Annotated in this window: 19 protein-coding genes; 10 read left to right on the top strand and 9 right to left on the bottom strand. The window is 71.7% G+C overall.

Translation table 11 applies throughout. The features are described 5' to 3' along the window. Positions 1–230: 230 nt before the first annotated feature. The 6 genes from BUE48_RS16430 to BUE48_RS16405 all read left to right on the top strand — a co-directional run bounded on the left by BUE48_RS16430 (position 231) and on the right by BUE48_RS16405 (position 5,603). Positions 231–977 carry a helix-turn-helix domain-containing protein gene (locus BUE48_RS16430; protein ID WP_012853629.1) on the top strand — a complete coding sequence of 249 codons (747 nt, stop codon included), beginning with the start codon at positions 231–233 and terminating at the stop codon, positions 975–977. A gap of 94 nt (positions 978–1,071) precedes the next feature. After that, positions 1,072–2,526, top strand: a complete 1,455-nt coding sequence (gene rimO, locus BUE48_RS16425) for a 30S ribosomal protein S12 methylthiotransferase RimO (protein WP_012853628.1) — start codon at positions 1,072–1,074, stop codon at positions 2,524–2,526. Continuing rightward, complete coding sequence (gene pgsA / locus BUE48_RS16420) at positions 2,523–3,146, top strand: CDP-diacylglycerol--glycerol-3-phosphate 3-phosphatidyltransferase (RefSeq protein ID WP_012853627.1); 624 nt, start codon at positions 2,523–2,525, stop codon at positions 3,144–3,146. The genes rimO and pgsA overlap by 4 nt, the downstream gene beginning before the upstream one ends. Positions 3,147–3,221: 75 nt before the next feature. Continuing rightward, on the top strand, positions 3,222–4,520 hold the full coding sequence (locus BUE48_RS16415; protein WP_012853626.1) for a competence/damage-inducible protein A: 1,299 nt from the start codon (positions 3,222–3,224) through the stop codon (positions 4,518–4,520). A 110-nt stretch (positions 4,521–4,630) separates the two neighbouring features. Further along, complete coding sequence (locus BUE48_RS16410; RefSeq protein WP_012853625.1) at positions 4,631–5,014, top strand: helix-turn-helix domain-containing protein; 384 nt, start codon at positions 4,631–4,633, stop codon at positions 5,012–5,014. Between the two features lie 115 nt (positions 5,015–5,129). Further along, a complete protein-coding gene (locus tag BUE48_RS16405; protein WP_012853624.1) occupies positions 5,130–5,603 on the top strand; it encodes a Dps family protein in 474 nt (157 codons plus the stop codon). Positions 5,604–5,915: 312 nt separating this feature from the next. Here the strand turns inward: BUE48_RS16405 and BUE48_RS16400 are convergent, their stop codons facing one another. The 3 genes from BUE48_RS16400 to BUE48_RS16390 form a co-directional block, all read right to left on the bottom strand. After that, positions 5,916–6,695 carry a DNA-formamidopyrimidine glycosylase family protein gene (locus tag BUE48_RS16400; RefSeq protein ID WP_012853623.1) on the bottom strand — a complete coding sequence of 260 codons (780 nt, stop codon included), beginning with the start codon at positions 6,693–6,695 and terminating at the stop codon, positions 5,916–5,918. Positions 6,696–6,706: 11 nt separating this feature from the next. After that, entirely contained in the window at positions 6,707–7,171 is a 465-nt protein-coding gene (locus BUE48_RS16395; protein ID WP_012853622.1) for an RrF2 family transcriptional regulator, read from the bottom strand. Between the two features lie 919 nt (positions 7,172–8,090). Continuing rightward, complete coding sequence (locus BUE48_RS16390; protein ID WP_286990430.1) at positions 8,091–12,737, bottom strand: ATP-dependent helicase; 4,647 nt, start codon at positions 12,735–12,737, stop codon at positions 8,091–8,093. A 63-nt stretch (positions 12,738–12,800) separates the two neighbouring features. On the opposite strand from BUE48_RS16390, the gene BUE48_RS16385 reads away from it, so the two are divergent. After that, positions 12,801–12,995, top strand: a complete 195-nt coding sequence (locus tag BUE48_RS16385) for a DUF3046 domain-containing protein (RefSeq protein ID WP_012853620.1) — start codon at positions 12,801–12,803, stop codon at positions 12,993–12,995. A gap of 149 nt (positions 12,996–13,144) precedes the next feature. Here BUE48_RS16385 and BUE48_RS16380 read toward each other — a convergent pair whose 3' ends face one another. Continuing rightward, complete coding sequence (locus BUE48_RS16380; RefSeq protein WP_012853619.1) at positions 13,145–14,002, bottom strand: ATP-grasp domain-containing protein; 858 nt, start codon at positions 14,000–14,002, stop codon at positions 13,145–13,147. 246 nt (positions 14,003–14,248) lie between these two features. Here BUE48_RS16380 and recA point away from each other — a divergent pair, with 246 nt between their 5' ends. The 3 genes from recA (at position 14,249) to rny (ending at position 20,285) form a co-directional block, all read left to right on the top strand. After that, positions 14,249–16,438, top strand: coding sequence for an intein-containing recombinase RecA (recA, locus tag BUE48_RS16375; protein WP_286990425.1), 2,190 nt, complete (start codon positions 14,249–14,251; stop codon positions 16,436–16,438). Between the two features lie 1,054 nt (positions 16,439–17,492). After that, entirely contained in the window at positions 17,493–17,984 is a 492-nt protein-coding gene (locus BUE48_RS16370; RefSeq protein WP_012853615.1) for a regulatory protein RecX, read from the top strand. Between the two features lie 729 nt (positions 17,985–18,713). Then, positions 18,714–20,285: a ribonuclease Y gene (rny, locus tag BUE48_RS16365; RefSeq protein WP_012853614.1), complete on the top strand. Its 1,572-nt coding sequence runs from the start codon at positions 18,714–18,716 to the stop codon at positions 20,283–20,285. A gap of 133 nt (positions 20,286–20,418) precedes the next feature. On the opposite strand, the gene BUE48_RS16360 is transcribed toward rny, so the two are convergent. The 5 genes from BUE48_RS16360 to BUE48_RS16340 form a co-directional block, all read right to left on the bottom strand. Continuing rightward, positions 20,419–22,425 carry a S9 family peptidase gene (locus BUE48_RS16360; RefSeq protein WP_012853613.1) on the bottom strand — a complete coding sequence of 669 codons (2,007 nt, stop codon included), beginning with the start codon at positions 22,423–22,425 and terminating at the stop codon, positions 20,419–20,421. 171 nt (positions 22,426–22,596) lie between these two features. Then, positions 22,597–23,628: an amino acid ABC transporter permease gene (locus tag BUE48_RS16355; RefSeq protein ID WP_012853612.1), complete on the bottom strand. Its 1,032-nt coding sequence runs from the start codon at positions 23,626–23,628 to the stop codon at positions 22,597–22,599. Next, positions 23,625–24,311: an amino acid ABC transporter permease gene (locus BUE48_RS16350; protein WP_012853611.1), complete on the bottom strand. Its 687-nt coding sequence runs from the start codon at positions 24,309–24,311 to the stop codon at positions 23,625–23,627. Before BUE48_RS16350 ends, BUE48_RS16355 begins: the two co-directional genes overlap by 4 nt. A 101-nt stretch (positions 24,312–24,412) precedes the next feature. Continuing rightward, complete coding sequence (locus BUE48_RS16345) at positions 24,413–25,285, bottom strand: glutamate ABC transporter substrate-binding protein (RefSeq protein ID WP_012853610.1); 873 nt, start codon at positions 25,283–25,285, stop codon at positions 24,413–24,415. Positions 25,286–25,349: 64 nt separating this feature from the next. Then, positions 25,350–26,192: an amino acid ABC transporter ATP-binding protein gene (locus tag BUE48_RS16340; RefSeq protein ID WP_012853609.1), complete on the bottom strand. Its 843-nt coding sequence runs from the start codon at positions 26,190–26,192 to the stop codon at positions 25,350–25,352. Positions 26,193–26,349 lie beyond the last annotated feature (157 nt).

Raw genomic sequence — 26,349 nt, 5'->3', positions numbered from 1 at the left:
GGGGACGGGCCGCATGCGGCGGCCGAACCCCTCCTGCGATGGGTCTGGACGCGGCTTCCGGGACGTTCTCCGAATGATGCGAAATCTTGCCCTGTTTCGAACGCGTTGCGTATCGCTTAACGGGCATGCCGCTTCTTAGACTGGACCACACGGGAACGGTAGCGACGAAGCTGTGTTGTTCACCGTGATCGGCCCGGCACGGCCGATCTGCAATTCCGGGAGGGCGCGGCGTGAGCATCGGTGAGACCTTGGCAACCGCCCGTCAGACAGCAGGTCTCACCATCAGTCAGGTGAGCGAGCGGACCCGGATCCGGGCCAGCGTGATCCGCGGCATCGAGGCCGACGACTTCGCCTCCTGCGGCGGCAACTTCTATGCCCGCGGCCACATCCGCAGCATCGCCAAGGTCGTCGGGATCGACCCCGAGCCGTTGATCCGCGAGTTCGACCGCAAATACGGCGCGCTGGAACCGACGTCGGCCGCCGCGGCCTTCGAATCGGAACGGCCGGTGAAGATCGCCGAGCCTCGTTCGCCCAACTGGACCGCGGCCATGGCGGTGGCGTTGGTGCTGGTGGTGCTGTACGGGATCGTCCGGGTGCTGGACGGCGGCGCCACCGATCCGCAGACCGCCCAGCCGGTGGCGCAGCCCAGCCGGGCCGCCCTGCCCGCGCAGTCCGCCACGGCCACCCCCGCCCCCGATGCGGTGGCGGCGGTGCCCCGCAAGAACGTCCAGCTGCGGGTGAAGGCCAAGCGCTCCAGCTGGCTCAACGTCCGGGACGAAAAAGGCAGGCAGCTGTTCAGCGGGCTGCTGGCGTCCGGCAAGAGCATGGAGTGGACCGCCAAAAAGCGCATCTACATCCTGATCGGCAACGGCGGCGGGGTCGAGCTCACCGTCAACGGCAAGAAACTGGGCTCCCCCGGCACCGACGGCCAGGTGCTGCGCCTTGATTTCGGCCCCGGCGACCCGGAGGGCACCTGAGCGCCCCTCGCGGGGCCGGGGCCGCCCCGCCGGCGCGGACGCGAAGGTGACCACCCGGTCCGCCGGGCGCGCGGCGCCCACTACGGTTAGAGGCATGTCCGCTCGCCGCACTGTCTGCATGGTCACCCTCGGCTGCGCGCGCAACGAGGTCGACTCCGAGGAACTCGCCGCCCGGCTGGAGGACGCCGGCTGGACGCTGGTCGACGAGGCCGGCCAGGCCGGTGTGGTGGTGGTCAACACCTGCGGTTTCATCGACGCCGCCAAGAAGGACTCCATCGACACCCTGCTGGCCGTCCACGACAGCGGCGCCAAGGTGGTGGCGGCCGGCTGCCTGGCCGAACGGTACGGGGCCGAACTGGCCGAATCGCTGCCCGAGGCCGACGCCGTGCTGAGCTTCGACGACTACGCCCACATCGGCGAGCGGCTCGAGGAGGTCCTGGCCGGGATCCGCCGTCCCGCGCACACCCCCCGGGACCGGCGCACCCTGCTGCCGATCACCCCGGTCGCGCGCCGGGAGAAGGCCCGCGATGTGGCCATCCCCGGCCACGGCGAGCTGCCCGAGGGCCTGGCGCCGGCCTCCGGCCCGCGGGTGCTGCGGCGGCGGCTGGAGGGCGGCCCGGTCGCCCCGCTCAAACTGGCCTCCGGCTGCGACCGGCGCTGCACGTTCTGCGCCATCCCGGCCTTCCGCGGCGCCTATGTCTCCCGCGACCCGCAGGAGGTGCTGGCCGAGGCCGCCTGGCTGGCCGAACGCGGCGTGCGGGAGGTGGTCCTGGTCAGTGAGAACTCCACCTCCTACGGCAAGGACCTGGGCGACCTGCGGGCCCTGGAGAAGCTGCTGCCGCAACTGGCGGCGATCGACGGCATCGAGCGGGTGCGGCTGAGTTACCTGCAGCCGGCCGAGCTGAGACCCGGCCTGATCGAGGTGCTGTGCACCACGCCCGGCGTGGCCCCCTACTTCGACCTGTCCTTCCAGCACGCCAGCGGGCCGGTGCTGCGCCGCATGCGCCGCTTCGGCGACCGGGAGACCTTCGGGGAGCTGCTGGCCCGCATCCGCGACAAGGCCCCCGATGCGGGCGTGCGCTCCAACTTCATCGTGGGCTTCCCCGGCGAGACCGAAGACGACCTGGAGGAGCTGATGGCCTTCTTGAGCGAGGCCCGGCTGGATGCGATCGGCGTCTTCGGCTACTCCGACGAAGAGGGCACCGAGGCGGCGGCGCTGGACGGCAAGCTGGACGAAGAGGAGATCGCCCACCGGGTCGCGGAAGTGTCGCACCTGGCCGAGGAACTGACCGCGCAGCGCGCCGAGGAACGGATCGGCACCACCGTGCGGGTGCTGCTGGAGGAGCAGGTGGAACCAGGGGTCTTCGAAGGGCGGGCCGAGCACCAGGCTCCCGAGGTGGACGGCACGGTGCTGGTACGGGGCCGGGGTCTGGCCGTGGGCGAGTTCGTCACCGCCACCGTGGTGGACTGCGAGGGCGTCGATCTGGTGGCGGAGCCCGCACCCGCCGATGCTCCGGTGGCCGGGGTCGCCACGGCGGACGCGCCATGAGCGCCGTCGGGCCGGATTCGGCCGCCGCGCCCGGACCGGAGCAGGCGGCCGGCCGCTCCGGCGCCCCCCTGCCGCCTGCTTCGGTCAGCGTCTACAACGTCGCCAACCTGCTGACGCTGGTGCGCATCCTGCTGGTGCCGTTGTTCGCCTGGCTGCTGTTCACCGAGGGCACCGCGGGACGGATCGCAGCGCTGGCGGTGTTCGCCGCCGCCTCGATCACCGACAAGATCGATGGGGATCTGGCCCGCAGATACGGCCTGGTCACCGACTTCGGCAAGATCGCCGACCCGATCGCCGACAAGGCGCTGACCGGCACGGCGCTGGTCGGGCTGTCGCTGCTGGGCGAGCTGTGGTGGTGGGTCACCGCAGTGATCATGGTCCGGGAGCTGGGCATCACCGTGCTGCGGCTGGTGGTGCTCCGCCACGGGGTGATCCCGGCCAGCAAGGGCGGCAAGCTCAAGACCATGCTGCAGATCATCGCGATCGGGCTGTTCATCCTGCCCGGCCCGCTGGGTCCGCTGCGCTGGGCGGCGATGGCCGCCGCCGTGGCCGTCACCGTGGTCACCGGCGTCGACTACGTGGTGCAGGCCTGGCGGCTGAGGCGTGCCGCACCGGCTTGATGCGGCTCCGGCCGTGAGAGCATGACCACGCTTCATGGGGCGGGGGCGTCCCGACCGCCGGTGAAAGGGAGCGGCATGCGGGTCGAAGTGGTGACGGTGGGGGACGAGCTGCTGCTCGGCGACGTCGTGAACGGCAACGCCGCGTGGCTGGGCCGGAGTTTGGCCGACCTCGGCGCCGAGGTCACCGGCAGCGTGGTGGTCGGCGACGAACTGGAGGCGATCACCCGGGCCGTCACCGGGGCGCTGCGGCGGGCCGATGTGGTCATCGTCACCGGTGGGCTCGGCCCCACCTACGACGATCTGACCCGGGAGGCACTGGCCGCCCTGGCGGGCGTGGACCTGGTCCGCGACCCGCATCTGGAGGAGCGGCTGCGCGTCCGGGCGGCCAGGGCCGGGCGGACACTGGTGCCGATGGCGCTGCGGATGGCGGAGCTGCCCGAAGGCGCCGGCATCCTGCCCAACCCCGCCGGCAGCGCCCCCGGGCTGCGCGTGGAGCTGCCCGGAGGCGTGGTGTACGCGCTGCCGGGGGTCCCGCATGAGATGCGCGCGATCATGACCGAGACGGTGTTGCCGGAGCTGAGCGCCCGCCTGGGACGGACGCGCACCGCACGACGGACGTTGCGCACCGCCGGGGTCTGGGAGTCGGAGCTGGCCGCCCGGCTGGCCCCCGTCGAGGCGATGGAGGGGGTGCGCCTGGCCTACCTGCCCTCCCCGGGCGAGGTGCGGATCCGGATCACCGCGACCGGAGGCGACGCCCCGAAGCTGCTGGAACGCGCCGAGGCGATGGCGCGCCGGCTGCTGGGCCCGGTGGTCTATGGCGCGGAGGAGGAGACCCTGGAGCGGGTCGTGCACCGGTTGCTGGCGGAGCGGTCGGCGACGGTGGCCACGGCCGAGTCGCTGACCGGGGGGCTGCTGGGGGCGAGGTTGACCGACATGCCCGGTTCGTCGGTCACCTATGCCGGCGGCGTGGTGTCGTATGCCACGCGGTTGAAGCATCAACTGCTGGGCGTGCCGGCGGACCTGCTGGCGGCCGAGGGAGCGGTGCATCCCGAGGTGGCCGCCGCGATGGCCGCCGGGGTGCGGGACCGGCTGGGCGCCTCTTATGGGCTGGCGGTGACCGGGGTGGCGGGCCCGGACCCCCAGGACGGCCGCCCGGTGGGAACGGTCTTCATCGCCGTGGCCGAACCTGGCAAGGCTAACCCGGTGGTGAGGGCTCCGAACCTTCCGGTGCCCGAATCGGGCGCCCAGGCCCGCGGGCCGATCCGCGAAATGACCGTGGTGCACGCCCTTGACCTGCTAAGACGTATCCTCCTTGGGGTCGGGACCGGTCCGGATGCCCACCGGTGGGGGGAGGATCGGGAAGAAGCTGGCTGATTACAGCGTTACGTTCCCAGCGAACACGAAATCCTTGGTCTGCCGTGCTCGCCTGGTAGACAGGTACCGTGGAGAAGTCGAAGGTCCGAGACCCGGGAAGGGAGCGAGCGATGGTACTGCTTCGCCAGCTGCTCGGTGACGTACTGCGGCAGCTGCGGCTGCGCCAGGGTCGCACCCTTCGCGAGGTGTCGGCTGCGGCAAGAGTGTCACTGGGGTACCTGTCGGAGGTCGAGCGGGGGCAGAAGGAAGCGTCCTCGGAACTGCTCGCGTCCATCTGCAAGGCCCTGGGAGTGCCGCTGTCCCACGTGCTGCGGGAAGTCGCCGATCAGCTGGCGCTGGCCGAGCTGCAGCAGGAGCCGGTGATGGCCGGTGCCCCGCCCGCGCACGAGCGGCTCGGCGAGGGGCTGGAGCGGGAGACGATCTCGGCGGACTCCATCCCGTCCACGCCAGAGGAGATCACCGGCGAGTTCCGCGCCGACATGGTGGCCGCCTGACCGGCCGCGTTCGTCGCCTCGGCCGCTGCCGTGACGTACGCCGCGATTGCCCGCGGCTTTTGCGGGGAGGGTCCTGAAGGTAAGGGACACCCGTTCGACACGGAAGGAGCCGATGATGGCGACGGTGATGAGCCCCCTGCGTGACGAGACCGCCCGGCGGACCACGGGAGAGGCGCTGCAGGGCGCCCTGGTCGATCTTCTCGACCTGTCGTTGGTGGCCAAGCAGTATCACTGGAACCTGACCGGCCCTCGCTTCCGGTCGGTGCACCTGCAGCTGGATGACGTGGTGTCGCTGGCCCGCAAGGCCGCCGACCGGGTCGCCGAGCGCGCGGTGGCGGTGGGGGTCAACCCCGACGGCCGGGTGCGCACGGTCGCCGACACCACCAAGATCCGCCAGCCCGACGGCGGCTACGAGTCCGACGACAAGGTGGTCGCCTCCATGACCGACATCCTGGCGCAGATCATCGCTCGCTTCCGGGAACGCATCGAGGCCACCGGGCGGACCGACCTGGTGACCCAGGACATGCTCATCGGCATCACCGCCGACCTGGAAAAGCAGCACTGGATGTTCGAGGTGCAGACCCAGTGAACCTTTTCAGCACCCGGTCTCGGAGGTCCGGGACGAGGGTCCTGACGGCCTTCGAGGCATGACGCGGCAGGTCAGGGCATCGGCCCCGACTGCGACGTCCCCGCGGGCGACCTGCGGGAAGGGTGCGTCGAAAAGGTTTCGCCGACCGCGCCTGCGGTGAGATGCGCTGGACCCCGGCCCTGGAACGGGCCGGGTCCAGCGCTTTGTCGGCCGGTGATGCCGCTCCCCGCCACGGTCGGGGAGAGCGCATCTGGACACGGCCGGCGGGTTTTCAAGGGACGAGTGGCCCGGCATGCCGCCGGCCGCTTCTTCTCAAGGCGCGGCCTGGCAGCCAGGGCACCAGAAAGTGAGCCGCTCCCACCCCGGCGGCCCTTGCTCGGCCTGCTCGATCCGGGCGCCGCACCGGCGGCAGGGACGGCCCGCCCGCCCGTACACCCAGTGCGTGCGTCCGGGCCGCAGGTCACCGGTGGTGACGTGCCCGTGCCGGTTCTTGTTGGCCTCCAGCAGCCGGTGGGCCAGATCCACCAAGGCGTGCAGGTCCCCGGCCTCGGCGACCGGGCGCCAAGGGTGCACGCCGCGCAGGAAGCACAGTTCGCTTTTGTAGATGTTGCCGATGCCGGCCAGCACGCTCTGGTCCATCACGGCCTCGCCGATGGCGCGTTCGGGACGGGCGCGCAGGCGGCGCACCGCCTCCTGCGGGTCCCAGTCCGGCCCCAGCAGATCGGGCCCCAGGTGACCGACTGCGCACTCCTCCGCGGCGGTGGGCAGCACCTCTACGACGCCGAGCCGGTAGCCCAGCGCCAGATGGCGCTCGTTGCCCAGCGCCAGGCGGATGCGATGGTCGCGGGGCACCGGGCCGGCGGGGCGGATCAGCCAGCGGCCGTCCATCTTCAAATGGACGTGCACGCTCAGCCCGCCGTCCACTCTGATCAGCAGGTGCTTGCCGCGGGAGACCGCCTCGCGCACCCTCTGGCCGCGCAGGTCGGTCGTGGCGTAGCGGGGGACGCGCACGTCGCAGACCGTCAGCGCCCATCCGGCCAGCGCCCGGTGCAGCCGGCGGGCGGCCAGCCAGACGGTGTCCCCCTCCGGCACGGCGGACGCCTTCAGATCAGCGAAGGGCTCTGCCAGGCGGCCGGGTCCTTGGTGAGCTCGGCGACGGGGTCGGGCAGCTTGCCGGCGGCGATGTGGGCGAGGGTGACCGACTCCAGGATGCTGCGTTCGCTGGCCCGCAGCGCGATCCACACCTCTTGCAACGGGCGGGCCGCGCCCTGGTAGCCGACGTGCTCGGGACGCTCGCCGCGCACGCCCAGCAGCGGGCCGTCGATGGCGCGGATGATGTCGGCCAGGGAGATCTCATCGGCGGGCTTGGCCAGCCAGTAACCGCCGTCGGGGCCGCGCTGGCTGCGCACCAGTCCGGACCTGCGGAGCTGGCCCAGGATGTTCTCCAGGAACTTGGGGGGGATCTGCTGTGACTCGGCGAGCTGAACCGCGGTCACCGGGGTGCTCCCGGCCACCGCCAGCTCCGCGGCGGCACGCAGAGCGTAATCGACCCGGGCGGACAATCGCATGCCTCTAGTATCCCTTGCCGACCAGAGTGGTTGAGTTGCCGCCTCCTTCCACCGCCGCTGTGATCCAGGTAACAACGGTGTGGCCTGCGGGAAATCAGAGCTGACCGGCTGTTTCGGGGGGTGGTGAGGCCGAACGGCCCGGCCGCGGCGCGGGCGTCGGCACGGCTCGCCCCCAGGGCCGCCGGATACGCTCCGCACACGGGCCGCCGGACCCGTCTTCGCCGCCCCCGATCGACCCCGGCGGTGCGTCCCGCGCCGTCTGGGACGGCTCCGGCGCTTTGGCCGCCGGCTCGCCAAGGCGCCAGGGCCCGGCGCCGCCGGGCCCTGGCGTGCCGCAGGCGCGAGCCGGACACTGCCCGGTCCTCCCGGTCACCCCCGTGCGCCGATGCGGTGCGTGGCCGCGCCCTTGAGGTTTCCACGCTCTACCCGATCACCGGCGCCGACCGCCGGGACCTCGACGGCGTCCGTGCTCGGATGCCTCCATGGTCGAGCAGCCGTGTTGATCGGCCGTCAAATAACCATGAACGCCTTGTTACCGATCGGCCACTCACTCGCGACCGGCCCCGGCCGGGCCGCCGCGAGCACCCCGGCGGAGCCGGCACGATCACTTGCTCGGTGCGGTGCGGCGCGGCGGGACGGCGGGCTTGTGCCGCCGCGGATCGTACAGAGCACGATCGCGAACCGTCCGCGTGATCACCTGACGCTTGCGCCGCTGCGCGATGACCCACCGTGTCGTCGGTGTCATGACTGCTCCCCGTTCTGCGGCGGCTTCCCCCGGCCGCCGCTGCCCCGTTGCGTCACATGGTCCCAGAAAGCCTTTTGCCGCGGATCCACCCCAGGGAGGATTTACGTTCTCTCCGGGGAGGAGAGCAGAAGCTCACCACCCCCTGGGATGCCCATGGCCCGCAGGCCCGGGCTTTCAGGCGCGCAGACGCAGCCCACGCGGCGTGGGATGGAAACCCGCCTCCTCCAACGCCTCACCCAGCGGGGAGGAACCGATGCGCTCGCCGTCGGCGCGTTCGACCGTGAGCCTGCCCAGCGCCCCCTCCCGGACGGCCGAGGCCAAGGCCTGCACCGCCGGCCGCAGCACCTGCGGCTCCTCGGTCCACGACAACAGCGTGCGCCCGCCCCGCTCCACATACAGCGCCGGCTCCCCGTCGACCAGGACGACCAAAGCCCCCGCCTTGCGCCCCGGCTTGTGCCCGGCGACGCTCTGCCCCTCCCGTTCGGGCCAGGGCAGGGCGGCCCCGTACGGGTTGGCCGGATCGGCGGCGGCCAGCACCAGGGCCTGCGGCCGGTCGGCCTCCCGCGCACCGGAGGGGCGCGCCGCCCCGTCACCCCACCCCTCACCGGAGGGCGAACCGGCGGGAGAAAACGGCTCGCGCAGGGCGCGCAGGCGATCCACCGCGCCGGGAAGGGCGAACTGGGCGGCGCCCAGGCCCTCCACGAAATAGCCGCGGCGGCAGTGACCGGCCTCCTCCAGCGCGCGCAAGACCGGGTAGACGGCCGCGAACCCGCCCCCGGCGCGCTCGGCGGCCACCGCCCCCCGGATCACCACGCCGTGCCGCTCCAGCAGCACCTCGGCCAGCGCGTGCGCCCGGCGCGTGCGGTCCTTCTCCCGCTCCGGCAGCGGCCACCAGCGCCCGGCCACGGTCGGCGGGCCGCTGCGCGACGGCAGCACCGGCCGGCCCCGCCGCGACCTCCTGGGACGATGCGCGGGACGCCCCGAACCCAGCACTGCCCGTAGCGGCGCCAGCGTGTCATTGGTCACCAGCCCCGCCCACACCAGATCCCACACCGCCCCGGCCAGCTCCGCATCGCCGGCCTGGACCCCGGCGGCGTTCACCCGGTCCGACAGCATGCGGAAGAACAGCGCACCCCCGCCCGCCAGCGCCTCCAGCGCCGCCCGGTGCAGCGGCGTCATCGTGATCTCGGCGGGCTCCGGCAGCAGCAGCGGCGCGGTGTCGGCCAGATACAGCGCCACCCACCCGTCGCCGCCCGGCAACGCCCCCTGCCCGGCCCACACCACCTCACCGGAGGAGGTCAGCTCATCCAGCAGCGCCGGCGAATACCCCGGCACCCGCGCCGGCAGCACCAGCGTCTCCAGCGCCGAGGCCGGCACCGCCGCCCCCTGCAGCTGCTCGATCGCCTGCACCAGCGCGTCCATGCCGGACAACCGGCCGCCGATGCCGTGCCAGGCGGGCAGGAAACGCCCCAGCGCCCGCGGCGGCACCGGCTCCACCTCCGCCCGCAGCCGCGCCAGGCAACGGCGGCGCAGCATCCGCAGCACGCCCGTCTCGCACCACTCGCCCCCGGCCGGTCCCCGCACCGTCTCCACCGGCAGGAACTCGCCCTCGACGACCCGCCCGGCCGCGCCCAGCCGCCGCAGCGCCTCCAGCACCACCGCCGGGCCCAACCCGAACCGCGCCGCCACGTCCCCGACCCGGAACGGGCCGTGGGTGCGGGCGTGCCGCCACACCAGATCACCCAGCGGGTCGTCGGCCACTTCCAGGAACGCCTCGGGCACCCCCACAGGCGGCGGCACCCCCAGCGCATCGCGCAGCCGCCCGGCGTCCTCCACCGCGGCCCACTGCTCGGCCCCGGCGATCCGCACCCGGATGACCCGCCGCTGCCCCTCCAGCTCCGCCAGCCACCGCCCGGCCACCGCCCGCGCCCGCGGCGAGGAGGCCGCGCCGCCCGGGTGCTCCCCGGCATCCCCCGGCACGGCGATACGGGCCGCCACCTCCTCCACCGACAGCGGCCCCAAAGCCCGCAGCAGATCCGCCACTCCCTCGGCGTCCTTGGCGCGGCGGTCGGCGGTCAGACGCTGCAACTGCCGCTCGGTCTCGGCGACGACCTGCGGATCCAGCAGCTCCCGCAGGTCGGCCTGCCCCAGCAGCTCGGCCAGCAGCGCCGAATCCAGCGCCAAGGCCTGCGCCCGGCGCTCGGCCAGCGGCGCGTCCCCCTCGTACATGAACGCGCCCACGTAGTGGAACAACAGCGACTTGGCGAACGGGGACGGCGCGGGCGTCTCCACCTCCACCACGCGCACCTCGCGCCCGGCCAGCTCCCGCATCAGCCGCACCAGCTCCGGGACGTCGAACACGTCCTGCAGGCACTCCCGCATCGTCTCCAAGACGATCGGGAACGACGGGTACCTGCCGGCCACCGACAGCAGCTGCGCCGCCCGCTGCCGCTGCTGCCAAAGCGGCGTCCGCCGATCGGGGCGGCGGCGCGGCAACAGCAGCGAACGCGCCGCGCACTCGCGGAACCGGGAGGCGAACAGCGCCGAACCCCCCAGCTCGGCGACGACGATCGACTCGATGTCCTCCGGATCGAACACCACCAGATCCGACCCGGGCTGCTCATCGGCGTCGGGGATGCGCACCACGATGCCGTCGTCGGCGTGCAACGCCTGCGCGTCCACCCCGTACCGCTCCCGCAGCCGCGCCGCGATCGCCAGCGCCCACGGCGCATGCACCCGCGCACCCAGCGGCGAGTGCACCACCAGCCGCCAATCGCCCAGCTCGTCCCGGAACCGCTCGACCACCACCGTCCGGTCATCGGGCACATGACCGGTGGCCTCCCGCTGCTCGGCCAGGTAATCCACCAGATTCCCGGCCGCCCGCTCATCCAGCCCCGCCGCCCGGACCCGGGCGAGGGCCCGCTCCCGCGGCAGGCGCGACAGTTCCCGGGCGAAAGCCCCCACCGCCCGCCCCAGCTCGGCCGGGCGCCCCAGATCATCGCCGTGCCAGAACGGCAGCTTGCCCGGCTGCCCCGGAGCCGGGGACACCAGCACCCGGTCGGGGGTGATGTCCTCGATCCGCCACGAGCTGGCCCCCAGCACGAACACATCGCCGACCCGCGATTCGTACACCATCTCCTCGTCCAGCTCGCCCACCCGGGACGCCCTGCCGCCACCGGCCAGGAAAACCCCGAACAGGCCCCGGTCGGGGATGGTGCCGCCGCTGGTCACCGCCAGCCGCTGCGCCCCGGGACGGCCGCGCAGCCGCCCCGTCACCCGGTCCCACACCAGCCGCGGGCGCAGCTCGCCGAACTCCTCGCTCGGATACCGGCCCGCCAGCATGTCCAGCGTCGCCTCCAGCGCCGAGCGCGGCAGCGCGGCGAACGGGGCGGCCCGGCGGATCACCGCCTCCAGCTCCTCCACCGTCCACTCGTCCATCGCCACCATCGCCACGACCTGCTGGGCCAGCACATCCAGCGGGTTGCGGGGATAGCGCAGCGCCTCGATCTCCCCGGCGGCCATGCGCTCGGCCACCACCGCCGTCTGCAGCAGCTCACCGCGGTACTTGGGAAAGAACACCCCCCGGGAGACCGCCCCGACCCGATGCCCGGCCCGGCCCACCCGCTGCAGGCCACCGGCCACCGACGGCGGCGCACCCACCTGGACGACCAGATCCACCGCCCCCATGTCGATGCCCAGCTCAAGGCTGGACGTGGCCACCACCGCCGGCAGCCGCCCCTCCTTGAGGGCCTCCTCGATACCGGCCCGCTCCTGCTTGGACACCGACCCGTGATGGGCACGCGCCACCTCCGGCGGCGCGCCCTTGACGGCACCGGCCTGCGCCATCACCTCCGCCGGCACCGCACCGTCCGGCAACGCCCCGCCGCGACGCTCGAAGGCCAGCTCGTTCAGCCGGCCGCACAATCGCTCGGCCTGCCGCCGCGAATTGGCGAACACGATCGTGGAGCGGTGCGCCTCCACCAAATCCAGCACCCGCTCCTCCACATGCGGCCACACCGACCTGCGCGATGCCTCCCCGGCAAGCGCCTGCGGGTCGCTCTCCCGCACCGGGCCCGGCTCGTCCATGTCCTCCACCGGGACGACGACCCGCAAATCCAGCCGCGGGCCGTCCCCAGTGGCCTGCACCGCCCGGACCGGCCGCGATCCCCCCAGCAAGGCCGCGACTTCCTCCACCGGGCGCACCGTCGCCGACAGCCCGATGCGCTGCGCCGGCCGCTCCAGCAGCACATCCAGCCGTTCCAGCGACAGCGCCAGATGAGCGCCGCGCTTGGTGCCCGCCACCGCGTGCACCTCGTCCACGATCACCGTCTCCACCCCGCGCAGCGTCTCCCGCGCCTGCGAGGTGAGCAGCAGGAACAGCGACTCGGGCGTGGTGATCAAAATGTCCGGCGGCCGGGCGGCCAGCCGGCGGCGCTCATCGGCCGGCGTGTCCCCCGACCGCACCCCCACCCGCACCTGCGGCACCGGCAGCCCCAGCCGCCGCGCCGCCTGCCCGATCCCGCTGAGCGGCGCCCGCAGGTTCCGCTCCACGTCCACCGCCAGCGCCTTGAGCGGCGAAACGTACAGCACCCGGCAGCGCCGCTCCCGCTCGGCCACCGGCCCGGACGTCGCCAGCCGGTCCAGCGACCACAAGAACGCCGCCAGCGTCTTGCCCGACCCCGTGGGCGCCACCACCAGCGTGTGCTCACCGGCCGCGATCGACTCCCACGCCCCCGCCTGCGCCGGCGTGGGCCCGGCGAACGCCCCCGAGAACCAGGCCCGCGTCGCCGGGGAGAACCGCCTGAGCACGTCTTCGCCCATGCCCCCCATCCTGCCCCGCCCCTCGGACAGAACCAGGGCGCCGCCGGCGGTAACGTGGCCGCCGTGCGGCTCTCAGAGTTCTGGGACAGGATGAACCGGCAGTTCGGCGAGACCTACGCGGCGAGCGTGGCCAAGGACTACGTCATCGCCGAACTCGGCGGACGCACCATCGAACAGGCCCTGGCCGACGGCGAATCCGCCAAACGGGTCTGGGAGGCGGTCTGCGCGACCTTCGACGTCCCCCCGCACCTGCACTGAACCTTTTGCACCACGCCGTCTCCGCAGGCCGGGACGGGGCATCGCGGTCTGGGACGCTGCCGTGACCCGCAACGCCGCGGCGGCGGAGACCATCGGGGCTCCCTTCTCCGGCGCCTTGGGGTGCGCGCTGAAAGAGGTTCACCGAACCTTCAGTCCGGGACGGGCAGATGGGCGTACAGGTCCATCGGATCCACCGACACCGGCAGCTCGCTGACCTGGCCGTCGCCGACCTCCACCACCCGCCACTGCCCGTCCGCCCGGAGCGCCATGTCGGTGGTGATGAACCGGCATCCCAAAGCCCGCACCGCCGCCGCCACCAGATCCAGCTCCGGTTCCGGGCACGAATCCGGCTCATCCGGGTGCGGGCCGATCAGCACCGGCTCCCCGTCCACCCACCACACCCGGGCCTCGCCGGTCTCATAGGACTCGAACTCGCGCACCACCAGGCCCCCGGACAGGAACTCGTCCTGCAGGGCCACCATCTTCTCCACCACGCCGCGCAGCTGCGCCACGTTCTTGACGTCCGGCACATAGCAGGCCTCCGCCCACTCGTGCTTGCGCGACTTCACATAGTCCTTGATCACCCCGGGCCCCGCGGGCAGCGGACGCACCAGCTCCGCCAGATCGTCGGGGACGGTCCGCGGCGGCAACGGACACCACACGCTCTGCGGGGTCAGGCCCGCGAAAGTGTCGTGCCAGCCGGGCAGCTCGTGCGCCCGGCGGTAGTCGTCCGGGCGGATCATCAGCGGGGTGCCGCGCTCCTTGAGCGCCTCGGCCAGCGCCTCATACTCCTCACCGGTCAGCATCCACCCGCGATACCAGGCCGGACCCAGCCGCACCGGCACCCGCCGCACCGCGGCCGCCGCATCGCCCCGCCGCAGCACGTCGTGATCGATCAAGGCCACGTTGCCGTAGTGGTCCCGCACCGCGGCGGCCTCGCGCGCAAAGTGCGGGTCCACGCGCCGGGGGTTGAGTGGATCGGCGCAGAAGACGACGGTCAGCGTCATGGTGACCCCCTCCGACCGGGCCAGAGTACGCACACCGTCCCGCCCGGCGCACGGAGATTGCGCGGCGGACCGGCGAGGCGCCCCATGATCGAACGAATGTTCGGTAAGGTGGGGGCGTACACGACGTTCGTCCACAGCCGCGGCACCGGCTCGAAAACTGTCGGCCCGCCGCCGTAACGTCGCCTCCGACCGCAAGCGAAGTCTCCAGGGCCGGCCGAACGGCCTCGGACCAGACAGGGACATCTCATGGCAGCAAACGACCGCGACAAGGCTCTTGAGGCCGCGCTCGCCCAGATCGAGCGGCAGTTCGGCAAGGGTTCGGTGATGCGGCTCGGCGACGAGGCCCGCGCACCCGTGGAGGTGATCCCCACCGGATCCATCTCCCTGGACATCGCCCTCGGCATCGGCGGCCTGCCGCGCGGCCGGATCATCGAGATCTACGGCCCCGAAGGCAGCGGCAAGACCTCCATCGCCCTGCACGCCATCGCCAACGTGCAAAAGAACGGCGGCATCGCCGCCTTCATCGACGCCGAACACGCCCTCGACCCCGAGTACGCCGCCAAGCTCGGCGTCGACACCGACGCCCTGCTGGTCTCCCAGCCCGACACCGGCGAGCAGGCCCTCGAGATCGCCGACATGCTGGTGCGCTCGGGCGCCATCGACATCATCGTCGTCGACTCCGTGGCCGCCCTGGTCCCCCGCGCCGAGATCGAAGGCGAGATGGGCGACAGCCACGTCGGCCTCCAGGCCCGCCTGATGTCCCAGGCCCTGCGCAAGATGACCGGCGCCATCAGCCAGGCCAAGACCACCGCCATCTTCATCAACCAGCTCCGCGAAAAGATCGGAGTCATGTTCGGGTGCATGTCCTATGGCACCCGGGTCACCCTCGCCGACGGGACGCAGGAGAAGATCGGCAAGATCGTCGACCAGAAGATGGACGTGGAGGTCCTCTCCTACGACCCGCAGCTCGACAAGATCGTCCCCAAGCGCGTCGTGAACTGGTTCGACAACGGAAACGCCGAGCGTTTTCTGCAGTTCACCGTCGCCAAGTCCGGGGGTAACGGCAGGGCGCAGTTCGCCGCGACGGAGAACCACCTGGTGCGCACCCCGGGCGGTTACCGCGAGGCCGGGGAACTGATCGCCGGCGACCGGGTCATGGTCATGGAGACCCACCGGCTCAGTGATCAGCAGTGGCAGGTCGTCCTCGGCTCGGTGATGGGCGATGGGAGCCTGTCGCCCAACCGCCGGGGACGCACCGGGGTGCGGTTCCGGATGGGCCACGGCGCCGGGCAGGCCGCCTACCTCGACTGGAAGGTCTCCCTGCTCGGCAACATCCCCTGCACACGCAGCGTCAACGCCAAGGGCGCGGTGTTCGCCGACTTCACGCCGTTGCCCGAACTCGACGAATTGCGCAGGGTGGTCTATTTCGGGGACGGGAAGAAGCACCTGACCTGGGACTACCTCAAGGCGCTCACACCGCTCGCCCTGGCGATCTGGTACATGGACGACGGTCATCTCGCCGTGCCCTCCAAAGGGCTTCAGGACAGGACGGCGGGCGGCTCCGGGCGTGTCGAGATCTGCGTGGAGGCGTTCAGCCCGGGTTCCCGCGAGCGCCTGGTCGAATATCTGCGGGACACCCACGGCCTGGACGTCAGGCTCATCGAGCGGGGAGCCCGCAAGGCCGGCGTGCTTCAGTTCACCACGGCCGCCTCCGCGAAGTTCCAGGAACTCATCGCCCCCTATGTCCACGAGTCGATGGACTACAAGTTGCTGCCGCGGCTGCGGGGGCGCTGCACCGTTGAGCCGCAGTTCGTCGATCCCGAACCGCGCTTGGTCCCGGCGCAGATCCTCGACGTCCGCGTCAAGCCGAAGACCCGGTCCATGAGGCGGTTCGACATCGAGGTCGAAGGGTCGCACAACTACTTCGTCGACGGGGTCATGGTCCACAACAGCCCCGAGACCACCACCGGTGGGCGGGCGCTGAAGTTCTATGCCTCGGTGCGGCTGGACGTGCGGCGGATCGAGACGCTCAAGGACGGGACCGAGCCGGTGGGGAACCGGGTGCGGGTCAAGGTGGTCAAGAACAAGGTGTCCCCGCCGTTCAAGGTGGCCGACTTCGACCTGCTGTACGGGCAGGGCATCAGCCGGGAGGGCGGCCTGATCGACCTGGGGGTCGAGCACGGGATCGTGCGCAAGGCCGGGGCCTGGTACACCTACGAGGGCGACCAGCTCGGGCAGGGCAAGGAGAACGCCCGGAACTTCCTGCGCAGCAACCCCGACATCGCCGACGAGATCGAAAAGAAGATCAAGGAGAAGCTGGGGATCGGCCCGCGGCTGGACGCCCAGGCCGAGCAGGCGGCGCCCGCCGCGGCCTCGGACGCTCCCGCCGCGGCGACCCGGAAGACGGGCAGGGCCGCCAAGGCCGGTGATTCTTGACGGGGAATCCCCGATATGGGGTGACTGCTGACCATGGGTGCGCAATGATCTCCTCTGTGGGGCGGCGGCGCCATAGACCGTCCCGGCCCGCCGGCCGGCGGTCCTTCCCCGATGGCGCCGCCGCTCACAGGTCTTCGTCATGACGAGCCGCCATCCTTTCCTTCGCCCTGACGCCGTTCCGCACAGCTGGGACGTTCCGCCGGACGTTCCCGAGGAGGACGGCGGCAGCGGCCCCGGCGCCTCTTCGGCGGACGGGGCGCCGAAGACCGGGAGAGAACGGCGCGGCCACGATGCAAGGGCGCCTGAGAGGCGGGGAACGCCCTCGTGGACGGTCCCACCCGCCGACGGCGAGGGAACACCACCGGTGCCCGGGGCCGCGGGTGAGCCGTCGACGGTTCCGGAAGAAGACGGCCGCGCCAGCCCGCCTCCTGTGCGCGCTTCCCGGGTGTTCGGGGAGTCGGTGCCGCACAGTTGGGATGTCGCGTCGGACGATTCGCCGGTCGCCGTAGATGAGGACAGTGGTGATCTTTCCGGTGCGCTGTCTCCCGCGGGCGTTCCCGAGGCGCTGCGGGGGATTCCTCACGGCCGGGACGGCGCCTCGGACGATCCGCCGGTCGTGACCGGTGGGGATGGCGGTGATCTTTCCGGTGCGCCGTCTCCTGCGGGCGCTCCCGAGGCGCTGCGGGGGATTCCTCATGGCTGGGATGTCGCGTCGGATGATTCCGGGCGAGAGGGCAGAGGCCGTTCCGGGGCTTCCTCGGTGGGTGAGCCTTCGGTGTCCGGAAGAAGGCGGCGCGGGCGTGGTGTCGGAGCGTCCGCGAAGCGAAAGGCGTCTTCGGGGGAGGCGCCGGCCGCTGCCGACCCATCGGGAGGTTCCGGGAAGAGGTCGGAGGGCTCAGAGGGAGGGCTTGGAGGTCGTTCCGAGGAGTCTGCGGCGGGTGGTCCGCCGGCGCCTGGAGGGAGAAGGCGTCGTCGTGGTGCGCGGGCGTCGTCTGTCGCCGGTGGGGCGGCGACGGACGGGGCCCCGGAGCGGGCTTCCGCGGGGGCCGAGGCGGTGGCCCGTGAGATCTGCCTGCGGCTGCTGAGCGCGGCGCCGCGCACCCGGGCCCAGCTCGCCGATGCGTTGCGGCGCAAGGGCGTGCCGGAGGATGCGGCCGAGCGGGTGCTGGGGCGTTTGACCGAGGTGGGGCTGATCGATGACGCGGCGTTCGCCCGTGCCTGGGTGCAGTCCCGACACCTCGGACGGGGGCTGGCCCGGCGGGCGCTGGCCAGTGAGCTGCGGCGGCGCGGGGTGGCCGATGAGACGGTCAACGAGGCGGTGGAGATCCTGGAGCCCCAGCAGGAGGAGCGCACCGCCCGGGAGCTGGTCGCGCGCAGGTTGCCGGCGACGCGGGGCCTGGACCCGGCCAAGCGCATGCGCCGGCTGGTCGGGATGCTGGCCCGCAAGGGGTATTCGCCGGGGCTGGCCTACCGGGTCGTCCGGGAGGCGCTGGAAGAGGAGGGCGCCGATCTGGAGGCGGTCGAGCCGCCGGATCTGCAGGAGTGAGTCCCGCGTTACCGGCGGCCGTTAGGAGCGGGTCGTCGGTCCGGCGGATGGGCCGGTCCTGCGCAAGGGGGTCCCGCTTCGAGCGCCGGGTGTTGTGGGGGGGCGGCCCTTGGACGCCGATAGAGAGGCGCCTGGCCCGGCGGTGTTCGGGTGACCGGTCGGTGCGGTGAGGATCGGTGTGGTCACCGAGTGGTGTGAAGGCGGCCGTTGTGGGATGGAATTGGGGCCGGGGCACAAGGGCATGGCCGACACGCCGGGAGAAGGCGGGTTGACCGGGTGTTTTGACCGGCAAATCCGGCGTGCGGAGCCACCGGCGGGCCGCTGATCTCGGGATTTGCGGGTGGAGGTGTGGTAAGCAACTCCTCACGGCAACGTACGGTTAGTCCGGAATGCCCTGGGTTTGCTTGCTCATTACTTGTTGGCCGCTTACCGTTACGGCAGTGAGGAGTTACTCCGCGCACTGCGGATTGCCATACGACCCAGCACGTTCGAGCATCTGAGAGGTGTCGAGGAGCACACAGCGGACCTGGGGTTTGGGGACGGGCCATGGGCTCGGCTGCAAGGCCTGGGGACGGTCCGTGTTCGGCGCTTGACGCGTGGGCGTCCGGTGTTCCGCCGGCGCGGGTAGGTCCTCGCACGCAGGTTCTCCGCCGCCTGGCGGAGCCCGCGCCGACAAGAGGAGCCGGCCCGGGGGGAGACCCCCGGTATCCCCGATGAAGGGTCTGCGCCATGGTGAGCGTCCTGCTGGGTACCGCGCTGCTGGTGACCCTGGGCGTTCTGATACTGGTGCTGCGTCGTCAGGGCGTGCCGCCGTGGCAGCTCCAGGAGCGGCTGAGCGCGGTGCGCCAGGAGGCCGAGGAGATCAGGGCCCGGGCACAGGCCGATGCGCAGGAGATCGTGCGCAAGGCCGAGGAGCAGGCGAAGAAGTCGGCCGAGGCGGCGCGGGCGGAGCTGGAGAGCGAGGCCCGTTCGCTCAAGGAGGACCTGCGCAGCCTGCGGGAGGACCTGGAGCGCCGGGAGAGCCGGCTGGCCGAGCGGGAGCAGCGGCTGGACGCCGAGGTGCGGCGGCTGGAGGAGCACGGGCGGCGCCTGGCGGAGACCAGGCGGGAACTGGAGGCCCGCAAGGCCGAGCTGGACCGGCTGGATGAGGATCGGCGCCGGGTGCTGGAGCAGGCCGCCGGGCTCACCGCCGAGCAGGCCAAAAATGAGCTGATCGCCTCGATCGAGAACCAGGCCAAGCGGGAGGCCGCCCTGATCACCCGGGAGATCGAGAGCGCCGCCCGGGCCGAGGGGGAGAAACGTGCCCGCAAGATCGTGACGTTGGCGATCCAGCGGGTGGCCAGCGAGCAGACCGCCGAGTCGGTGGTGTCGGTGCTGCACCTGCCCAGCGAGGAGATGAAGGGCCGGATCATCGGCCGGGAGGGCCGCAACATCCGGGCCTTTGAGACCACCACCGGGGTGAATCTGATCATCGACGACACCCCTGAGGCGGTGCTGCTGAGCTGCTTCGACCCGGTGCGGCGCGAGGTGGCGCGGCTGACGCTGGAGAAGCTGGTGCAGGACGGCCGGATCCACCCGCAGCGGATCGAGGAGGTCTACGAGCGCAGCAAGGCCGATGTGGAGCGGCTGTGCGTGCGGGCCGGGGAGGACGCCCTGCTGGAGCTGGGCATCACCGACATGCACCCGGAGCTGATCGCCCTGCTCGGCCAGTTGCGCTACCGCACCTCCTATGGCCAGAACGTGCTGGGGCACCTGGTGGAGTCGGCGCACATCGCCGGGATCATGGCCGCGGAGCTGCGGCTGCCGGTGGAGCTGGTCAAGCGCTGCACGCTGCTGCACGACATCGGCAAGGCGCTCACCCACGAGGTGGAGGGCAGCCATGCGCTGATCGGCGCGGAGATCGCCCGCCGGTACGGCGAGCACGAGGACGTGGTGCACGCCATCGAGGCCCACCACAACGAGGTGGAGGTCCGCACCGTGGAGGCGGTGCTGACCCAGGCCGCCGACGCCATCAGCGGCAGCCGTCCCGGGGCCCGCCGCGAGTCGCTGGAGGCCTACGTCAAGCGGCTGGAGCGGCTGGAGCAGATCGCCCGGGAAAAGCACGAGGGCGTGGAGAAGGTCTACGCCATGCAGGCCGGCCGGGAGATCCGCGTCATGGTCAAGCCGGAGGCCGTGGACGACATCCAGGCCCAGGTGATCGCCCGCGACATCGCCAAGCAGGTCGAGGACGAGCTGACCTATCCGGGGCAGATCCGGGTCACCGTGATCCGCGAGTCCCGCGCCACCGAGTTCGCCCGCTGACCCTCCGGCGTGCCGCGCCCGCGAGGGCCGTACGGGCTCGTCGCGGACGGCGGCGTGCCCGGGGCTGCGCGGCGGGCGCGCGTCCCCGGGCCGTGCGTTGGGGGCTTTCGCGGTCACGGCCGGAAGGGGCGGTTCAGCGGGCGGACGGGGACGGCTGCGGCGCGGCGGGGGCGGGCGGGGTTCCCACCGACAGTTTCAGCGGGCGGACCCCGACCGGCTCGAAACCCAGGGTCTGCCCGTAGAAGGCCAGCTCCGCCTCCAGGCAGGTGATCATGGTGTCGGCCCGGCGGAAGCCGTGGGCCTCGCCGGGGAAGGCCAGGTAGGCGTAGGGGATGCCGTTGTCGGCCAGGGCGGCGGCGAAGCGCTCCGATTGGGCGGGCGGCACGATGGGGTCGTCGGCGCCCTGCAGCAGCAGCACCGGGCAGGCGGTGCGGCCGGCGCGGTTCAGCGGGGAGCGCTCGGCGTAGGCGCGTTCGAACCCCGGCAGCGGGCCGATCAGCCCGAACAGGTAGGTGGACTCGAAGTCGTGCGTCTCGGCCGCCAGGGTCTGCAGGTCGCTGATGCCGGCGTACGAGACGGCGGCCCGGAACAGGTCGGTTTGGGTGATAGCGGCCAGCGCGGTCCAGCCGCCGGCGCCGTCGCCGCGGACGGCCAGCCGGCGCGGGTCGGCGAGGCCCTGCTCGACCAGCGCCCGGGCGGCGGCGATGACGTCTTCGACGTCCACCACGCCCCACTGGCGGCGCAGCCGTTCCCGGTAGGCGCGGCCGTGGCCGCAGGAGCCGCCGTAGTCGACGTCGATGACGCCGATGCCGCGGCTGGTGAAGTAGGCCCGTTCCAGGTCGAGGGTGCTGGAGGCGCGGGAGGTGGGGCCGCCGTGCACGAACACCACATAGGGGGGCAGCTCCCCGTCTGGGGCTTGGGCCTGCGGGTTGGCGGGCGGGTGGATGAGGGCGTGCACGGGGCGTCCGAACGGGCCTTCCAGTTTTCCGGCGCGGGGCCGGGGCAGGAGGGCGGCGTCGGGCGGGTGCGTCAGCTCGTGGCGCAGCGCCTCGCAGCGGCCGGTGGCGGCGTCCACCCGGACGACGGTGCCGGGCCGGGTGGGGGAGCCCGCGATGCCCACGATGGTGGTGCCGTCGGCCGACAGGGCGGGCCGCCAGTCGGTGTAGGGCAGGTCCAGGTCGGTCAGTTCCAGGGTTTCCGGGTCGTAGACGCCCAGCCGCTGGTCGCCTTCGCCGTGCAGCACCGCCAGCCGTCCGTCGGCCAGCATGGCGTACGGCGCACCGCCCAGCCGCCATGGCGGGGCGGCGAATTCCTCCTCGGCCGGGTAGAGCGCCTGCGGCGATTCCCCGTACACCCCGACCTGGTAGATGTTCCACCAGCCGGGCCAGTCGGAGATCACATACAGGGAGCGTTCGCCGCACCACAGCGGTGCCAGCGCCGATTCGGTCATCCCGCCTTTGACCGTGCGGGGGGAGGCCGTCCGGCCGTCCTGCAGCGCCGCCACGCGCACTTCGGCGCCGTCCCAGGGCATGCGCGGGTGGTTCCATTGCACCCAGGCCAGGTAACCGCCCTCGGGGGAGGGGGTGGGGAAGGCGTAGAAGTCGGCGCCGCCGACCAGTTCCCGGATGGCTCCGGCGTTCTCGGCCGCCCGGCCGTCCAGCGGGACCGCCACGATGGCCCGCCGCACCCCGCCGGGGGTGTGGCCTTCGCAGACGCACCACACTTCCTTGCCGTCCGGTGACAGGACGAAGTCGGCGTAGCGCAGCCCGCCGGGTTTCGCCGGTTCGGGGGTCAGCGGCCGCGGCCGGTCGCCGGGGGCGAGCAGGTACATGCGCTGGTCGGCGAAGTTGGTGAAGATCAGGGCGTGGCCGCCGGGCGCGGGCACCGGCAGGTAGGAGCGGCCGCCGTATTCGTGGACCCGGGTGCGCGCGTCCCAGGGGGCCGGCAGCAGCTCGGTCATGCGACCGCCGCGATAGTGGACGACCGTGGTGCGCCCGCCCTCCTGGGGGCGGGATTCCTGCCACCACACCTCATCGCCGAGGACGGTGGGGAATCCAAGGTGCAGCCGGCCGCGGGCGACGTCGGCCGCGGAGATGGGAGAGGGCCAGGAGCCGTAGGGGAGGGGAACGCGAGCGGTCATACCCGAATCGTCCCGCAAATGAGGAAGAATTGTGGCTCGACCGGAGAGTTGAGTTCTTAAAGATATGTGACCGCAGAGCTTCCCAGATGAACGTTATGTAACAGCCGTCGAGCGGCTGTTACAGCAGGGGCGTCACCGGAATTTCCGGTGACGCCCCGCAGCGGAGAAGATTCAGTTCACCTCGGCGGCCGTGTCGCTTTGGGCGGCCTCACCCGCCGGCCCGGCGGCGGGGGCCGGGCCGATGCCGGCGGCCGCCGGTGTCCCGGTGCCGGTGCCGAGGGTGGCGGCCGAGGTCTTGCGGCTGCGGCGGCTGCGGGCCTCCAGCCAGGTCGCCAGGTAGCTGAGCGCCATGTTGATCCCGATGTAGATGATCGAGATGACGATCGCGGCCGGGATCAGGTTGTGGTAGTTGGCCGGGACGATCCGGAACCCGGCGCTCAGCAGGTCGGCGAAGGCGATGACGAAGCCGAGCGCGGTGTCCTTGAGCAGCACCACCATCTGGCTGACCACCGCCGGCATCATCGCGGTGATCGCCTGGGGCAGCAGCACCAGCCGCATCACCGCGTTCTTGCGCAGCCCCAGCGCGTAGGCGGCCTCGGACTGGCCGCGCGGCACCGCCAGCACCCCGGCCCGCACCACCTCGGCCAGCACCGACCCGTTGTACATCACCAGGCCGAAGACCAGCGCGGCGAAGGCCGGGACGGTGACGTTGCCGGCGTTGATCTCCACCCCGAAGACGAACAGGACGTTTTGCACCACGATCCGCTGCAGGTTGCCCAGCGGGCTGTCGGCGATGATCGGGCTGATCGCCGGCGGCACGAAGAACGCCAGGAAGATCAGGATCAGCAGCGGGATGGCGCGGAAGAACTCCACCACCGCCCCGGCCGGCCAGCGGATCCACCAGTGGTCCGACAGCCGGGCCAGCCCGAAGACGATCCCGAACGCCAGCGCCAGCACCGAGGCCACCGCGGCCGCGCCCAGGGTGTTGCGCAGCCCGGGCAGGATCAGGTTCGTCCACACCTGGCCTTCGATGAACGGCCGCCACAGCTCGGCGGCGAACTGCCCGCGCTGCTGCAGGCGGGCGTAGACCGCATAGGCGATGCCCAGCAGCACCAGCACCGCCGCGACGGTCAAGACGGCATGGCGCCGGCGGGCCCGCGGACCCGGTGCGTCGAACAGGACGGTCGCCTGCTGCCGGCTCATCGCGCCACCGCCATCCGTTTGGCCAGCCAGCCGAAGAAGAAACCGGTCGGCAAAGTCAAGATCATGTATCCGATCGCGATGCCCACGAAGATCGGGATGGAGGCGCCCAGGTCATCGAACATGTCCTTCATCACCGCGGCGGCGTCCCGGCCGTAGGCGACCGCGCCCACCACGGTGGTGTTCTTGATCATGGCGATCATCACGCTGCCCAGCGGGGCGATGACCGCCCGGAACGCCTGCGGCAGGATGACCAGGCGCAGCGACTGGGTGAAGGTCAGCCCGATGGACCGGGCGGCCTCGGCCTGCCCGATCGGCACGGTGTTGATGCCCGACCGCAGCGCCTCGCACACGAACGCCGAGGTGTAGATCGACAGCCCCAGCACGCCCCACCAGTAGCGGTTGACGCCCTCTGCGGCCGCCAGCCGCACCTGCAGGGTGTCGTTGACGGCCATGATGCAGATCGCCAGCACCAGCGTCAGCGGCGTGTTGCGCAGCGTGTTCACCACCACGCCGCCGGTGTGCCGCAGCACCGGCACCGGCGAGACCCGCAGCGCGGCCAGGAAGGTGCCGAAGATCAGCGACAGCACGGCCGTCACCACGGCGATGCGGATCGTGGCCCAAAAACCGCCGAGGATCAGGTCGAGGTTGTCAAAGACCGGGCCGAAGTCCAGCAGTTGGTCCATGGGGGGATCCACCAGGTCAGGGCCGTGCCGGCGTCCCGGCCGGGACGCCGGCACGGCCTGCGGCGAAGAGGGTCGTGAGTGGGTCGCCGAAGGTCAGCGGGTCACTCGCAGCCCTCGAACTGCGGAACCTCGAAGTTGAGCTTCAGCCCGGTGCCGGAGAAGTGCTTCTCCAGCAGGGTCTTGGCGGTCCCGTCGGCGTACATCTTGGTGATGGCCTTGTTGACGGCCTCGCAGGTCTCGGTGTCGCCCTTCTTGATGCCGACGCCGTACTTCTCGTCGGTGAACGGGTCGTTGATGACCTTGAACTTGCCCTTTTGCTGGCTGGCGAAGCCGGCCAGGATCAGGTCGTCGGTGGTGACCGCGTCCAGCGCGCCGTTGTCCAGCTTGGTGACGCAGTCGGAGTAGCCGGTGGCGTCCACCAGCTCCACGTCCTTGATGTTCAGCTGGCCGTCCGGCGGCGGGTCGGTGATGCGCCGCCAGGAGTTGGACCCGGCCGCCTTGCAGAGCTTCTTGCCCTTCAGGTCGGCGGCCTTCTTGATGTCGTCGTTGTCGGCCCGCACCATCGTGTCCTGGTGGGCCACGTAGTAGGGGCCGGCGAAGGTCACCTTGGGCTTGCGGCCCTCGGTGATGGAGTAGGTGGCCACCACCAGGTCGACCTGGTTGCTGGCCAGGAAGGACTCGCGGTTTTCAGAGCGGGCCTCCTTCCAGGTGATCCCGCTCTCTTCGACCCCGAGCTCCTTGGCGATGTACTTGGCCACATCGACGTCGAAGCCCTCATAGGTGCCGTCGGGCTTTTGCAGGCCCAGGGCCGGCTGGTCGAACTTGATGCCGATGGTGAGCTTGCCGGTCTCTTTGGCCCGCTGGGCGACCGACTTGCTCTCGGCCTCCTGTTTCTCGCTGTCGCTGCCGCAGGCGGTGGCGCTCAGCGCCAGCGCCGCCGCCGCTGCCAAGGCGGCGATCTGACGTACTCGCATGTGCGTTCCTCTGCCTTCCTGCCGGGCTCCTGCCGGGACCGGCGGGTTGGGTGGGCGGTTGTGCTCAGTGCGTGAGGATCTTGGAGAGGAAGTCCCTGGCGCGGTCGGTGCGCGCGTTGGTGAAGAATTCCTCGGGGGTGTTCTCTTCGACGATCTGACCGTCGGCCATGAAGACCACCTTGTCGGCGGCGCGGCGGGCGAACCCCATCTCGTGGGTGACCACGATCATCGTCATGCCCTCGGCGGCCAGCTCGGTCATCACGTCCAGCACCTCGTTGACCATCTCCGGGTCCAGCGCCGAGGTGGGCTCGTCGAACAGCATCACCTTGGGCTTCATGGCCAGGGCCCGGGCGATCGCGGCGCGCTGCTGCTGGCCGCCGGACAGCTGGGCGGGGTACTTGGCGGCCTGGTGGGCGATGCCCACCCGCTCCAGCAGCGCCATGGCCTGCTGCTCGGCCTCGGCCTTGTTCATCTTGCGGACCTTGATCGGTCCCAGCGTCACGTTCTGCAGGATCGTCTTGTGGGCGAACAGGTTGAACGACTGGAACACCATGCCCACGTCGGCGCGCAGCCGGGCCAGCTCCCTGCCCTCTTCCGGCAGCCGCTTGCCGTCGATTTCGATGATGCCGCTGTCGATGGGCTCCAGCCGGTTGATCGAACGGCACAGGGTCGACTTGCCGCCCCCGGACGGTCCGATCACCACCACGACCTCGCCCCGCCGCACCTCCAGGTCGATGTCCCGCAGCACGTGCAGCGCGCCGAAGTACTTGTTGACCTTGCTCAGCCGGACGAGCGGAGGTTCGTCGCCCGCGGGCGCGCCTGGCGCCTCGGCGGCCTGGTGCGCGTTCGCGGGCGGGCCGCCCTCGCTCAGATTCGTCCCGCCGGCCTCGATGCCGCTGTCCGTCATGGGCCCGGACTTTAGGGCATCGATGACGGCGGGTCACTTACCGCGTGGTACCGATCGGATCACAGATTCGTGGACGAGGGCTTGGAAGGTCGTAATTTTGTGGCCGTTTCCGGCCAAACATGAAAGGACTTGCGTCAATGTGGGTACACGGCCGTGC

Source organism: Thermomonospora sp. CIF 1 (assembly GCF_001896795.1).
GTDB lineage: Bacteria > Actinomycetota > Actinomycetes > Streptosporangiales > Streptosporangiaceae > Thermomonospora > Thermomonospora curvata.
The sequence above is the reverse complement of the archived record's forward strand: the minus strand, read 5'-3'. Positions and strand labels throughout refer to the sequence as shown.